Consider the following 13498-nt stretch of genomic DNA (forward strand, 5'->3'; position numbering starts at 1 on the left):
CTCGTCAGGCCGCAGCACGCTGATCCGACTTCAAGGCGCACCGCGTGCGGCCACCTCCAGGCCCGAAACGCCTCCGCCGAGGCGAACCGGCTTCAGGGCCGGGCCTTCGGCGTCCTTGACGAGATGGAGCACGCGAGAGAACTGCACTCCGTTCCGCGGCGTTCGGCCGATCTTGATTACCGCGGTCTCCCGCAGGTCGGCCTCGAAGATCGAAAGTGCCCCTTTCAGGGCATCGGCGTCCATGGTCTCCAGCGCTTCGTCGATGACGACCCAGCGGGGTTTCTGCACGAGAAGCCGGGCGAAGGCCAGGAGGCGCTGCTCGTCGTCGCCGAGTTCGCGTTCCCAACGGGCCTCGCGATCGAGCGAAGTCGCAAGGTGGTCGAGCCCGACCTTCGAAAGCGCAGTCACGAGCACTTTGTCGGGAAAACTGTCGGCGTGCGGATAGGCAAGGGCGTCGCGCAGCCGGCCGCGGGGGAAATAAGGCGCGCGAGGAATGAAGGCCACGGTTTCGCCGGCAGGCATTCCCACGCGACCGCTTCCCCAGGGCCAGAGCCCGGCGAGCGCGCGGAAGACCAGCGTCTTCCCGGCACGCGGATCGCCGATGATGTTGACCCGTTGACCGGGGGCGATCTCGATACGAGACTCTGCCAGCCTGGTTCGCCCCGAGCGGGAGACCACCTCGAGGTTCTCGAACGTCATGGTGGCAGTGTCGTTCTCGACGAAGTCGATACGCTTTTCGTCGCCATGCAGCGTGTCTGCGGTGATCAGCGCGCGGCGGAAGGCGGCAACGCGCAGCAGCGTTGCGCGCCAGTCCGTTATCGCGCTCACATTGGCGACGAACCATTTCAGCGACGAATGCACCTGATTGAACGCCCCCACCGCCATCATAAGGCCGCCGAAGCTGATGTTTCCCGCGAAATAGACGGGCGCCGCAACCAGAATCGGCGCGACGACCGTGACCCAGCCATAGCCGTCCTGAACCCAGGCAAGATTGATTTCGGCTCGGAATATGTTGCGCGTGGCGTCGAGCACGGAGGAGAGGTCGAGTTGCAGACGCCGTCGCTCTCCAGCCTCGCCGCCCGCAAGCGAGATGCCGTCGATATGCTCGTTGGCGTGCATCATCGAGAAGCGAAGATCGGCCTCGCGGGCGTAGCGCTCGCCGTTCAGAACGATCAGCCGGCGGCCGACGAGCCAGCTCAGCCACGACGCGGAGCCGGCGTAGAGGATTGCAGCCCACACCATGTAGCCCGGAATTTCCAGCGATCGTTCGCCGATCTGGAAGGCAAAGCCCGCTGAAAGGGACCAGAGGACGCCAACGAACGAAATGAGCAAGATCGACGATTGCAAAAGCCCGAATCCGAGGCTGGTCGTGAGATCGGCAAGGTGTCCGGCATCTTCCTGCATGCGCTGATCCGGGTTCACGCCGATCGTGCCGGCATTGGCCAGCCGGAAGGCACGTCGCGGCCGCATCCATTCGCCGATCAAGTCCAACGTCAACCCTTCGCGCAGCTTCAAGCGCACCATCTGATTGAGCCATTGCTGGGCGACGTTGAACACCAGCAGGACGCCGGCGAGCAGGACGAACAGCATGAGCTGATAGAAGAAGCTGTTGAGATCACGCCGCTCGATCGCGTCGAAGAAGGGCCGGTACCAGCGATTGAGAACGATCTGCCCGATGGCGGTGACGATGATTATGGTGAAGCTGCCGGCCGCGAGCCACAGGATAGGCTTCAAAACCGGCGAGTCGACGAAGGCGTGCCGCATCATCTCGAACTGCTGCCAGATACTGCTGCTTTCCGGTGGGGCGGTGGGCGTTCGGGCCTGAGCCTCATTGCCGGTTTGGTTCTTCATCTCCAATTTCTCCTCGGCGCGCACGGCATCCCAGTCTAATCCGCGAAAAGCGCGAACGGAAAAGATCCGGGACGTTGTGTTTACGGTCGCCTCTGTGGCTTGAACAATCTGCCGGCCGGGGCAAGTGCCGTATGGCAGCGCCCGGTTTCATGCTCGGCGGCGGCGGTCCGACAAGTGGAGATTCAGTGCCGAGCAACAGTCGGTACGAAGCAAATAGGCCGTTAAAAATCTGTAATAGAGCTAAATTAGAAATCCCCATACTGCTCAATGTATGGACAACGGCGCCGCCTGAAAACCGGATTTTGATCCGTTCCGAGACAGTCGGACCCCACCCGTTTTCCGGAACGGCATCGCTGCGCATGCAGCCGCGACGTGCGACCCTTTGAATGTATTCGCGATTTTCTTCTGCAATTGTCGCTTGGGAAGTACCTGACAGGTCCCACCGCCTACACAGTAAACTTTTGTGATCTACGAGGCCTGACCGTTATCGCGGCCGGACATTTGCCCGTCGCCAGCAATATTGAGCGCGATTCTCGGGCCGGTCGCCGAATCGGGACATCGCAACCCCCCGGTGCCGAATCCACGTTCCAGTGCCCGACTGCCGCTTCCGGTGCACAAGAGCGATTTCGGCTTGTCCATGTTACAGCGATGACATAAAACGTTACCGCCGTCCTGCAGCGCCGCGCGTCTCACGCGCACAAAGGTTGCTGCAGCACTTTTATCTGTTGCATGTCTTTTCCCTTGAATCGCGGTTCAGGGGGCATGCAGTGACGCGTGTCGACCCGTACTCAACAGCAAAATTCGTAAGAATTTTCATGCCAAGAGAAGGAGACATTTATGTCTATTTCACCCTCCAACATTGGCGACAAGGAAGCCGCTCCGATGCCCAACGGCGACATCGCCGCTCGCGTCAAGGCCGCGCGTGAAGCGGTCGGCTACAGCATCGAGGATCTCGCGGTCACCTGCGGCCTCGCCGTCGTCGAAATCAACGATATCGAGAACGGCACGGAGTTCAGCCCGGCGAAGCTCAAGCGGGTCGCCGGCGCACTGCAGGTGCCGCTTTCCCATTTCCTGCCCACGGAAATGTGAGATCGGCAGAACGAGGTGCGCGGTTCCGCCATCCTCTGCCGGAAGCGCTCAGCACCTTGACCCGTTTTTAATCTGGCCCGGCCGGCTCNGCTCATACGCCGGCCGGGCTGCCATGAAACGGGTGAAGGCCTTTTATCTTCTGGATGAGCTGCGTGCCGTTGAAGGGTTTTGCCAGGCGAGGCAGGGCACGAAATCGTTCAGGCAAGTCAAACACGGTGTAACCGGTCAACAGAAGCACCGGCACCTCGCGCTCCATGAGTTCATCGACAAGTGGATAGGCGAACTCGCCTCGTAGGTTCAGGTCAAGGGTCGCGATATCGAACGGGTGTGCGCGGACTGCGGAAATCGACTGTGCGAGGCTCGTGAATGGGCCGATCACCGAATAGCCCGCCGCGACGAGATCGTCCTCAATCTGAAGCGCGACAAGAAACTCGTCCTCGACGACGAGCACACGGCATCGGTCGCCGGGGTTCATCCCGGAGCTCCGCGCGGATAAGGAACGTCGATCGTACAAACCAGGCCTTGCGGCGCAAACTCGAGATGCACTTCACCGCCAAGATCAGAGGCGAGGACCCGCTCGAGCAACAGACGCCCGAAACCGTTGTGCTTGGGCGCAACAACCGCCGGTCCGCCCGTCTCGCTCCAGCATATCCGCAGCCGTTCACTTGCCACGTCGATCATCCACTCGATATCGACTTTTCCGCTCTTGACGGAGAGTGCCCCATGTTTCGCGGCGTTGGTTGCAAGCTCGTGCGCCGCCATGCCGAGGGTGAGCGCATGCTTGGGCGGCAACATCGCCGGCGGCCCCGCAAGGGTCACGTTGGTCCTGCCGTCGTCCTGATAGGGTGCCAGTTCGTCGAACAGCACGGTTTTCAGGGAAACTCCAGACCAGCTCGCCTCCGCGAGGCGCGTATGCGTCTGCGCGAGCGCCCTTATGCGCGCATCGAAGGAACGGTGCGCCGCGGTGGCGTCCGGATTGGTCGAGAAGGTCTGTCGTGCGATCGAGCCGACGATCGCCAGCGTGTTCTTCACACGGTGGCTGAGCTCGGCGACGAGGAGATTGCGCTGCGCTTCGGCCTCCCGGCGCTCCGTGATGTCCATGCAGACGCCGATCAAACGCCTTTTGGGGCCGTTGCGCGGCGAAAGCTGTCCGAAAGCCTCGATCCACCGGATGGCCCCATCGGGGAACTGAGCACGGTAGACGACGTGGTAGTCTCCTTCTGCTTCGATCGCCCTGGCCATCTCGCGCTCGATCAAGGGAAGATCGTCCGGGTGTACGTCGCGCTTAAAGTCGGCCAGCGTTCCACCGAACGATCCGGGCTCGATACGGTGAAGCGCCTCCAGCCCCGGCGACCAGATCACCTCACCCGTTTCGAGGTTCCACTCCCAGGCGCCCATATGTCCGGCATCCAGTGCGAGCTGCAGGCGCCGTTCGCTTTCCTGGAGCGCCTCCTCGGCCTGCTTGCGTCCGGTGATGTCGACAGCGGCAGCGACGGCTCCGACCACTTCGCCTGTGACGTCGCGCAGCGGAGTCGCGTTGCCGAAGATATGACGGGAGCTTCCGTCGTCGAAGCGTATTTCCTGCTCGAAGTTCTGCACCTCTTCGCCGCGCGCCGCCCTTTGTACGGGCATCTCCTCCGGCGACAATGCGCGCCCTTCCGAGAAAACGCGGAAGTTGGTGGGGTGCTCGCCGGGAGGCGCCGACATCGAAAGGTTGCTGTCGTGCGGTAGCCGCAAAATCTCGTAGGAGCTGTTATTGCCGCTGATGACGCGGCAATCCGGCGTGCGCGCCATCCAGATCAAAGCCGGGACGGCCTCCATGATCGCGGCCAACTCGGCCGCGCGCGCCCTTTCGTTGGCCTCGTTGCGGCGCAACTGCTCTTCCGCCTGGCGCCGCGCATATTCGGCTCTCATGCGCTGAATGCTGAATCCGAGTTGCCGCGCGATGGTAAGCGCCATGCCGATCTCGGTTTCCGCAAACTGATGTGGCCGGTCGTAATAGGTCATGAATTTGCCTATCAGCCTGCCTTCCGTGACGAGCGGGAAAAAGCCGAGCGCGCCAATACCTTCGCCGACTATGCTCTCCTTCAGCTCTCGCGAGATTTCCGTCTCGTCGATATTCTCGACGAAGATCGGCTCGGGTTCGTTCGCTCCCGTATGCCAAGGGGAGTGTCCGTCGACGGCGCGCTGGTAATGCTCTGAAAGGCCGCGGGCGGCGACGAACCGCATGGTCCCGGAATCGTCGAAAAGCAGAATCGACGCACGGTCGCAATTCAACGCGCCCTGGATGGCATCCAGTGTCGCCTCGTAGACTTCTTCTATCCGTTTGGTACGCTGAACCCTTTCGGTCAGACGATACAGTGCGGCCTGCTCACGAAAGCGCGCAGCCAATGCCTCTGCCGCGCTTTTCGTCTCGGTGATGTCGCGGGCGATCTTGGAGGCGCCGATGATGCGGCCGGTTGCATCCCTGACGGGCGAAACGGTGAGCGAAATATCGACGAGAGTCCCGTCCTTGCGCCGGCGCTTGGTCTCGAAATGATCGACCAGTTCGCCTCTACGAATGCGTTCGAGAATGCCGGGCTCCTCGCTCAGACGTTCCGGTGGTATGAGGAGGGTGATCGACTTGCCGATAACTTCTTCCGCCGTATAGCCAAAAAGCCGCTGCGCGCCGCGGTTCCAGCTGGTGATGATCCCGTCCAGGTTCTTCGCGACGATCGCATCGTCGGAAGATTCGACGATTGCGGCGAGATAGCGGGAACTGCGCTCCATATCCTTCGCGCCGCTGAGGTCCACGAGAAGATTGACGGCTCCTGTCAATGCGCCCGTGTCGTCGAAGATCGGCGTCGCATGCGGGAGAAGCGGGACCGAGGTGCCGTCCGGACGGACCGCGATAAGTTCTTCGCCCCTTATCGGCCGCCCTTCTTTCAATGCGCGCGCCATCGGGCACTGGTCGTGCGCAAGAGGCGAGCCGTCCGGCCGCCTCAGTTGCCAACTGACGCACCAGCGATCCTTACCGAGCTCCGGCTCGCGCCCCGCAACGGCCACCGCCGCGGCGTTGCAGTAAGTGACGATACCTTCAGCGTCGGTCGCGTATACCGGCACCGCGAGTGCGTCGAGCACGGCCCGATAATCGGTCGCCTCTGAAGTCGTGACATCGTCGATCGTCGTTTTGGGTAGAATTTCTGCGCCGTGCATGTTCCCTCCGCAGCCGCCGCCAACTTCAAAGAACGCAGCCATCGCTGCTTTGTTCCGCGCCCGTCCCCCAAACTCTTGGGGGTTATTAAAACGGCAGCCCCGTCTAGATTAGGCCTGAGGACGCGATCAGCGCCGGGGTGAGCGGAGGAAACCGAACATCAAACCGGAGACATTTCGATGAGCAAAACCGTATTGAACGCCGTGGGAACGCCGCTTTACTACAGCGGCAGTTCGACTGCTTGGTTCTCCGCCACCGGCTCTGGCCCCACGCTCCATGGCACTGCCGGCAATGATTCCATGTGGGGCGACAGCTCCGTGAACGTCACCATGATCGGCGGCAGAGGCGACGACATTTACTACCTGTATTCGTCGATCAACCGGGCATCGGAAGCGGCCGGCGAGGGCGTCGACACGATAAGCACGTGGATGAGCTACACCCTGCCGGCGAACTTCGAGAACCTCACGGTTACCGGAAGCGGTCGTTTCGCATTCGGCAACGATACGAACAACATCATAAAGGGCGCGTCGGGAACGCAGACGATCGACGGGCGCGGCGGCAACGACGTCCTGATCGGCGCGGGCGGTGCCGACACCTTCGTGTTTGCGCGAGGCAACGGAAGCGACCTGATTACCGATTTCAACTATGACGACATCGTACGCCTCGACGGCTACGGCTTCACGTCGTTCGAGCAGATTCTGTCCAATGTGGCTCAGGAGGGCGCCGATCTCCGGCTCCATCTCGCCGATGGCGAGAGTCTGGTATTCGCGAACACCACCGCCGACGAATTGCAGGCGCACCAGTTCAGGCTGAGCCTCGACCGCTCCGTCCTGTCTCAGACTTTCTCGGACGACTTCAATACGCTTCAGCTTCGAAACGGTACAAGCGGAGTCTGGGACGCCAAATTCTGGTGGGCGCCGGAAAAAGGAGCGACGCTTTCCAGTAACGGCGAGCAGCAATGGTACATCAATCCGAGCTATGAGCCGACCGCTTCCGTCAACCCCTTCTCCGTCCATAACGGCGTGCTGACGATCACGGCCGCGCCGGCGTCGGAGGCGATCCAGGCCGAGATCAACGGCTATGATTACACGTCCGGAATGCTGACGACCTACTCGTCCTTTGCCCAAACCTACGGCTATTTCGAAATGCGCGCGGACATGCCGGACGACCAGGGCGTCTGGCCGGCCTTCTGGCTGCTGCCCGCCGACGGTTCCTGGCCGCCGGAACTCGATGTCGTCGAAATGCGCGGACAGGACCCGAATACTGTCATCGCCACGGTGCATTCCAACGAAACGGGCTCGAGAACGAGCATCGAAAATGCAGTGAAGGTCGCAGATGCGAGCGGGTTTCACACATACGGGGTGCTTTGGACGGAAGAAGAGATCGTCTGGTATTTCGACGATGCGGCGATCGCGCGCGCCGATACGCCTTCCGACATGCACGACCCGATGTACATGCTCGTCAACCTGGCGGTCGGCGGCATCGCCGGCACGCCCAGCGACGGTCTCGCAGACGGGTCCGAAATGAAGATCGACTACATCAAAGCCTATTCGCTCGACGCGGACTGGCAGATCTGAACCAGGGAGTGCGAAGGCCGGCAATCCTGGGCGCTGCAGGCTGCCGGCCTTCGACCGGCTATTTCTGGATGCAGGTATCCGCGGTCTCCTTGGTGCACTCGTCGAGGCCGGTGAAGACCGGGTCTTCGACCGGTTTGCCGGCGATCAGGTCCAGCATGACCTGCGGGGCCTTGTAGCCCATTTCGAATGGCCGCTGCCCGACGAGAGCGGTGACCAATCCTTCCCTGGCGATGGCGACCTCCTCGCCGATCGTATCGGCAGCGCCGATGACGAATTCGTTCTTGGCGATCTTGTCGGCCATCGGCTTGAACAGATCGCGATAGGGCTGTGGCGCGCCGAACAGCGGCCACCCGCCCATGATCCCGAAAGCATCGAGGTCGGGATTGGCGGCAAGGATGTCGGTCATCGCCTGCACGCCCTTGGCGCCGTCGTCATTGGTGAAGACCGGGCAGCCCGCCACTTCGGTCCAGTTGCCTTCGCCCTTGAGTTCCGCCAGGCCTTTCTGGCCGGTCAGGGCGTCCCGCATGCCCTGGGCGCGGCGCAGAATGTTGTCGGCGCCGGGATTGCCCTCGATGGTGCAGATCTTGCCGCCATCGGGCTTGGCCTTCTTGATGTACTCGCCGATGCGGTAGCCCATTAGATAGTTGTCGGTCCCGAGATAGGTCTTGCGCAGGGCAGAGTCTTCGGCGGCGAGATCCGCGTCCACGGTCATGACCGGAACCGATGGATTGGCGGTCTTCAACGTCTGGGCGATGAGCTTCGCATTGGATGGCGAGATGGCGATTGCGGCGGTTTCAGCCTTGCCCAGCATGTCCTGAACGATCTGCGCCTCGCCGGCCTCATCCGAGGTCGAAGCCGGACCCGTGTAGAAGCACTCGTATTCCGAGTCCGGATTTTCCTTGTTCCACTTCTGGCAACCCTGGTTGATCGCTTCGAAGAAGGGATTGTCCAGCCCCTTCACCACGATGACGAGCTGTTTCTTCTGGGCCATGGCCGTTCCGGCGCTGAGTGCCAGAGCGGCAACGGCAAGCAATAGTGCCTTCCTCATTCCTTCCTCCCTTGAAACAAGCGGACACGCGCGTGCCCGCGCCTTGAAATATCAGAGTTTCGGGTAGGCGGCGGCGTCGCGCAGCCGTCGATCCATCGAGGCATTGAAGAGCGGCCGGTCGCGCGCGGATCGTCAAGCAGCGCCGCGATGAGGTCCGCCTGACCCTGTCCGTGCCCCGGGGACAAGGATCAGCATGCTCTCCTCCCAGCACCAGCTAATATCCGCGCGAACGGCACGTCAACGACTATTTGTATGACAATATGCGTTTCAGCGTATGTGCGGAGCGATTTGTAGGACTATTGATTGACGCTTTCCCGCGCATTTGCGTAAATGGAAGCGGTCGCCTTGCCGGGAGAGCGCGAGAGCGGGGGCAAGCGACCGAGGAGGCAGCCCGCTGCTTCGGGAGGCTAGACGGCTGTGGCAGTTCTCGAACTCGTCAATATTTCCAAGCATTTCGGCGCCATTCACGCTGTCAGCGACGTGTCGCTCTCGCTCGACCGCGGCGAGGTGGTCGGGCTCATGGGCGACAACGGCGCCGGCAAGTCGACACTGGTCAAGATGATGGCCGGCAACTTCCGGCCGAGTCATGGAACGATCCGGCTCGACGGTGCGGAACTCGTGATGCATCGCCCGGTCGAAGCACGGCAGCACGGCATCGAGATCGTCTATCAGGATCTGGCGCTTTGCGACAACCTCACGGCTGCCGCGAATGTCTTTCTCGGGCGGGAGATCAGGCGCGGCATAGGGCCGCTGCGCATACTCGATTACAGGGCGATGTACCGCCGCGCCGGCGAGATTTTCAAAGAACTGAAGTCGGAGACGCCGCCGCGCAACCTGGTCAGGCAAATGTCGGGCGGTCAGCGGCAGGCGGTTGCAATCGCGCGGACGATGCTTTCAGAGGCCAAAATCGTGCTCATGGACGAACCGACGGCGGCCATTTCGGTGCGGCAGGTGGCCGAGGTGCTGAACCTGATCCGCGAGTTGCGCGACCGGGGCATCGCCGTCGTGCTGATCAGCCACCGTATGCCGGACGTCTTTACCGTCGCCGACCGGGTGATCGTCATGCGGCGGGGCAGGAAGGTTGCCGACAAGCCGATCGCCGCGAGTTCGCCGGAGGAGGTGACGGGCCTGATCACCGGCGCCATCGAACAGGTGTGAACCATTCGGAAAGAAAGCGAAGGTCGACAATGGCAATTACGCTCGATCGAGCAGTCGGACAGAGAGACCGCGGATGGCTCTCGTTCCTGTTGGCCAGCCAGGCATTCTGGGTCCTGGTGGCGGTCATCCTCGCCTGCCTCTTCCTGTCGGTTGCCACCGACTCCTTCGCAACGGCCAAAAACCTCTACAACATCACGCGCAACTTCACCTTCGTCGCGATCATCGCGCTCGGAATGACGCTGGTCATCATTACCGGCGGCATCGATCTGTCGGTGGGGTCGGTCCTCTGCCTGTGCAGCATGGTGCTGGCCGTGGTCATGCATGCCGGCTACGGCATAGAGGTGGGTATTGCCGCCTCGATCGGCACAGCGCTGGTCGCCGGCGCATTCAACGGGGTCATGATAGCCTATCTCGGCTTTCCACCTTTTGTGATCACCCTCGGAATGCTCTCGATCGCGCGAAGCCTGGCGATGGTTGCCTCCAACAATACGGTCGTATTCGAGTTCGGCCCGGACCACGACACGCTCCTGGCTCTTGGCGGCGGCGCCTGGTTCCTCGGTATCGCCAATCCGGTGCTCTACATGATCGTCCTGGCGCTCCTCACCGGCTTCGTTCTGCGCTGGACGAAGTTCGGCCGCTACGTCTTCGCCATCGGCGGCAACGAGCACGCCGCGACGCTCACCGGCGTTCCGGTGAGAAGGATCAAGGTTGCCGTATACATGATCTCCGCGCTCGCGGCGGGGATTGCCGGCATCATCCAGACCGGCTGGCTCGGCGCCGTGACGACCAATATCGGTGCAGGAATGGAGCTTCAGGTCATCGCCGCTGCCGTCATCGGCGGCGCCAATCTTGCCGGCGGTGCCGGCACGGCTTCCGGCGCCCTGATCGGAGCTGCGCTGATAGAGGTGATCCGCAACAGCCTCGGCTTGCTCGGGATTAACGCATTCTGGCAGGGCGCCTTCATCGGAGGCGCCATCGTCCTCGCGGTGCTTTTCGACCGGATCCGAAACTTCCGGCAAAGCGAATAGACGAGGGAAGGGCGGGCCGACGCGGCCCGCATTCAAGAACCGGTTCGCCGGCTCAGCCCTTGGCGAGGATGCGCCGCATCTCTTCCATGGCGGCTTCACGCTGGGGGTCGCGTCCGTCGGCATAGGGCAGGGGGAACGGAACGGTTACGTCCGGCTCGACGCCGCGCCCCTCCAGACGCACGCCGTCATCGATCACCGCGTCGGAAACCGCAAGCTCCAGAATGCTGTCGTCCGGCAGGATATAGGCGCGGCCTGCGAGAAGCGCCCCCGCCGTGCGCGCCCCGACGAGCGGGATTCCGTTGGTCTTCAACGCATAGGCGAAGAGTTCGAGGCCGCTTCTCGATCCCTCGTCTATGATGGCGACGATCGGGCGTCGCCAGCGGACATTGGCGAGCATATCCTTGCCGTTGCGGGAGATCAGCCTGAAGTTCGGCGTATCGCCGACGAAGAGCTCCGCCGCGTCGGGCGGACCGCCGCCCCAGCGTCCGCGCAGATCGACGACGACGCCATCGGCGTCTTTGAGACGGCCGGTCGCCAGTTCCCGCGCCGCGATGTCGAGACCGTCGGGACTTGAAAGGGTCCAAAGACGCAGATAACCGATGCGCCGCCCATCGCTCTCGTTGACGGACACGCTGTCCTCGATCGCCTTTTCGAATGTGGGCAATGGCCGCAGCCGCTCGACCGCGACACTGGCCGTGAAGGGCTGTGCGTCGCGATTACGGCGCAGGCGTATCTCCACCTTTTGTCCGATCCTGTCGCGGAAGGATTCGATTTCGCGATACGGCGCGCCATCCACCGACAGAACCTCGTCGCCCACCCGGATACCCGCCTTGTCCGCAGGCGAGCCGTCATAGACGTCGCTGACGAACAGGAGGCCGTTTTCCCTTCGGGCGACCATGCCGACCCCGGCATAGCTGGCCCGGCCATCCGGCGGGAACAGCCGCTTCATGTCGTGGCGGATAGCATAGCGGAATATGTCGGCGAGTTCGTAATAGGCAATCGAATCCCGCGTGAAGCGAGCCGTATGCGACGCGTCGAGGCTCGCGAGGACTCTCTCGACCGCAGCGTCGAGCCGGGGCTCCGTGCTCTTCGCGTTCAGCGGGTCGCCGCCGTCGAGTTCCTGCCGCACCGCTGCGCCGAAGCCGTCGAGCGCTGCGGGATCGTGAAAGTTGTCGACGACAAGCGTGACGACGCGGTCGAATATCGGATGACCCGAGCGCGGCAGGTCGAGGCCGAAGCCCTGGGCAGGAGCGAGGAGAAGCAGGAACCCGGCCAACAGGCCCCCGGGCATCTTCGCGTGCATGGATCGATCTCCGTTCTCCGGGGATCATACCGGCACATCGGCGACTGCAGTGAGGCCTCTCTCAACAACATTCCGTGAGGTCGGCGAGAGCGGCATAGTCTCTCTTTTTCATGGAACACTTGCCCATCGTCAAAGTTGTAGGCCAGGCTGCCGATGACATACTTAAAGGCGGGAAATGGTCGTTTATCTTACAGGCCTTGTATCGCTGCTGCTCGCCGCTCTCAGCCTCGGCCCCTCCTTCGCCCATGTATTGGAGGCACCTCCCCGGCTGTTCGTCTGGGCGCCGGAACTGTGGCGCGAGGCGACCGTCTTCAACGGCCAGTTCGCGCTTTTTGCGAAGGTCGGCGGGCCGCTTGACGTCACGACGATACTGGCGGCGTGCTTTCTTTCCTACCTGCTCGCCAATGAGCGGCCGGCGTTCTGGTTCGCCCTCGCCGGCGCGGTTTTCTTTGCTGGAGCGCTGGCGGCGTGGTTCACGCTGGTCGCTCCGGCAAATGCGATCCTGGCCACCTGGAAACCAGGCCCGATCCCGCCGGACTTCGAAGCGATACGCCTCAGATGGGAGACGGGCCACATGGCCGTCGCCGCGTTGAAGGTCCTCGGCTTCGGGTCGATTTCTATCGCCCTGCTGGCACCGCGCCTTGGTAGTGGCACATAGGGCAGTCCTCAGAGAGCTATCGCCGTTGCGAGCAATACGAGGCTGGCGAGGCCGAGAACGGCCCGTACGACATGGGATCGCTCCCAGCGGTCCCGCAGGGCGGTCCAGTCCGTGCTTCCCGCGGCCGTCGAAGCGCGCGGGGCGCCGAAAACGAAAAAGCGCGCCCCCGTTCCTCCCAATTGCGTATCCTTGAGCCAGAAGTTGTTTACGGGGTGCGTCAGGATCCAATAGGCCGCATGCATCGCCAGCAAGCCGGCGAATGCCCCGACCGTCGGCCAGAAGGCCGTCGTCCCGCCGGGCATCAGGAAGAGGAGAGCGGCAGTAAGAAGCAGGGCCGCCGGCTCTGCTGCGCCCCCGATGGTGAAGCCCGGATAGTAGATTGCCTGCATCGCCAGATATTGTTCTCTAGGCAATCGCAATTTGCCGGGCAACTCGAGTGCATGAGCAAGGGCCAGTGCCGTTGCTATCGCGACCAGGACGATCGTGAGAACTTCTACCGTCACGAGCATTAAGTCGATCCGATTTGCCTGCTGCAGGTTCCTGGACCTTGCGTGTTTCGCCAGGACGCGCGGCGCCGTAGGGTTGTGGCCCGA

Annotated in this window: 11 protein-coding genes; 5 read left to right on the top strand and 6 right to left on the bottom strand. The window is 62.4% G+C overall.

All coding sequences use genetic code 11. The features are described 5' to 3' along the window. Positions 1-30: 30 nt before the first annotated feature. Positions 31-1851 (bottom strand): ABC transporter ATP-binding protein/permease, encoded by a 1821-nt coding sequence (locus ACTJKL_RS10440; protein WP_440852832.1) that lies wholly within the window; start codon positions 1849-1851, stop codon positions 31-33. Between the two features lie 837 nt (positions 1852-2688). On the opposite strand from ACTJKL_RS10440, the gene ACTJKL_RS10445 reads away from it, so the two are divergent. Further along, positions 2689-2940, top strand: a complete 252-nt coding sequence (locus ACTJKL_RS10445) for a helix-turn-helix domain-containing protein (protein ID WP_018097005.1) — start codon at positions 2689-2691, stop codon at positions 2938-2940. A gap of 91 nt (positions 2941-3031) precedes the next feature. Here ACTJKL_RS10445 and ACTJKL_RS10450 read toward each other — a convergent pair whose 3' ends face one another. Beyond that, positions 3032-3415 (bottom strand): response regulator, encoded by a 384-nt coding sequence (locus ACTJKL_RS10450; RefSeq protein ID WP_100670348.1) that lies wholly within the window; start codon positions 3413-3415, stop codon positions 3032-3034. Beyond that, positions 3412-6135: a PAS domain S-box protein gene (locus ACTJKL_RS10455; RefSeq protein ID WP_440852833.1), complete on the bottom strand. Its 2724-nt coding sequence runs from the start codon at positions 6133-6135 to the stop codon at positions 3412-3414. The genes ACTJKL_RS10450 and ACTJKL_RS10455 overlap by 4 nt, the downstream gene beginning before the upstream one ends. Before the next feature lie 177 nt (positions 6136-6312). Between ACTJKL_RS10455 and exsH the strand changes: the two genes are divergently transcribed. Continuing rightward, positions 6313-7710 carry an endo-1,3-1,4-beta-glycanase ExsH gene (gene exsH / locus ACTJKL_RS10460; RefSeq protein WP_440852834.1) on the top strand — a complete coding sequence of 466 codons (1398 nt, stop codon included), beginning with the start codon at positions 6313-6315 and terminating at the stop codon, positions 7708-7710. A 58-nt stretch (positions 7711-7768) separates the two neighbouring features. On the opposite strand, the gene ACTJKL_RS10465 is transcribed toward exsH, so the two are convergent. Then, a complete protein-coding gene (locus tag ACTJKL_RS10465) occupies positions 7769-8758 on the bottom strand; it encodes a sugar-binding protein (protein ID WP_004434499.1) in 990 nt (329 codons plus the stop codon). Positions 8759-9175: 417 nt separating this feature from the next. Here ACTJKL_RS10465 and ACTJKL_RS10470 point away from each other — a divergent pair, with 417 nt between their 5' ends. Beyond that, positions 9176-9916: an ATP-binding cassette domain-containing protein gene (locus ACTJKL_RS10470; protein ID WP_440852835.1), complete on the top strand. Its 741-nt coding sequence runs from the start codon at positions 9176-9178 to the stop codon at positions 9914-9916. A 29-nt stretch (positions 9917-9945) separates the two neighbouring features. Then, positions 9946-10944, top strand: a complete 999-nt coding sequence (locus ACTJKL_RS10475) for an ABC transporter permease (RefSeq protein WP_004434515.1) — start codon at positions 9946-9948, stop codon at positions 10942-10944. A 52-nt stretch (positions 10945-10996) separates the two neighbouring features. Here the strand turns inward: ACTJKL_RS10475 and ACTJKL_RS10480 are convergent, their stop codons facing one another. After that, positions 10997-12247 (bottom strand): S41 family peptidase, encoded by a 1251-nt coding sequence (locus ACTJKL_RS10480; RefSeq protein WP_440852836.1) that lies wholly within the window; start codon positions 12245-12247, stop codon positions 10997-10999. A 175-nt stretch (positions 12248-12422) separates the two neighbouring features. On the opposite strand from ACTJKL_RS10480, the gene ACTJKL_RS10485 reads away from it, so the two are divergent. After that, complete coding sequence (locus tag ACTJKL_RS10485) at positions 12423-12905, top strand: DUF1772 domain-containing protein (RefSeq protein ID WP_440852837.1); 483 nt, start codon at positions 12423-12425, stop codon at positions 12903-12905. 8 nt (positions 12906-12913) lie between these two features. Here the strand turns inward: ACTJKL_RS10485 and ACTJKL_RS10490 are convergent, their stop codons facing one another. Continuing rightward, positions 12914-13414, bottom strand: a complete 501-nt coding sequence (locus ACTJKL_RS10490; protein WP_440852838.1) for a DUF1772 domain-containing protein — start codon at positions 13412-13414, stop codon at positions 12914-12916. Positions 13415-13498: the final 84 nt, after the last annotated feature.

Source organism: Sinorhizobium sp. 22678 (genome assembly GCF_052044265.1).
Classification (GTDB): domain Bacteria; phylum Pseudomonadota; class Alphaproteobacteria; order Rhizobiales; family Rhizobiaceae; genus Sinorhizobium; species Sinorhizobium meliloti_A.

What these genes read in the sequence shown, in the direction of transcription:
- ACTJKL_RS10450 (WP_100670348.1), bottom strand. Translation starts at nt 3,415, where the DNA reads ATGAACCCCGGCGACCGATGCCGTGTGCTCGTCGTCGAGGACGAGTTT.
- ACTJKL_RS10465 (WP_004434499.1), bottom strand. Translation starts at nt 8,758, where the DNA reads ATGAGGAAGGCACTATTGCTTGCCGTTGCCGCTCTGGCACTCAGCGCC.
- ACTJKL_RS10480 (WP_440852836.1), bottom strand. Translation starts at nt 12,247, where the DNA reads ATGCACGCGAAGATGCCCGGGGGCCTGTTGGCCGGGTTCCTGCTTCTC.
- ACTJKL_RS10490 (WP_440852838.1), bottom strand. Translation starts at nt 13,414, where the DNA reads ATGCTCGTGACGGTAGAAGTTCTCACGATCGTCCTGGTCGCGATAGCA.
- ACTJKL_RS10440 (WP_440852832.1), bottom strand. Translation starts at nt 1,851, where the DNA reads ATGAAGAACCAAACCGGCAATGAGGCTCAGGCCCGAACGCCCACCGCC.
- ACTJKL_RS10445 (WP_018097005.1), top strand. Translation starts at nt 2,689, where the DNA reads ATGTCTATTTCACCCTCCAACATTGGCGACAAGGAAGCCGCTCCGATG.
- exsH (WP_440852834.1), top strand. Translation starts at nt 6,313, where the DNA reads ATGAGCAAAACCGTATTGAACGCCGTGGGAACGCCGCTTTACTACAGC.
- ACTJKL_RS10485 (WP_440852837.1), top strand. Translation starts at nt 12,423, where the DNA reads ATGGTCGTTTATCTTACAGGCCTTGTATCGCTGCTGCTCGCCGCTCTC.
- ACTJKL_RS10475 (WP_004434515.1), top strand. Translation starts at nt 9,946, where the DNA reads ATGGCAATTACGCTCGATCGAGCAGTCGGACAGAGAGACCGCGGATGG.
- ACTJKL_RS10455 (WP_440852833.1), bottom strand. Translation starts at nt 6,135, where the DNA reads ATGCACGGCGCAGAAATTCTACCCAAAACGACGATCGACGATGTCACG.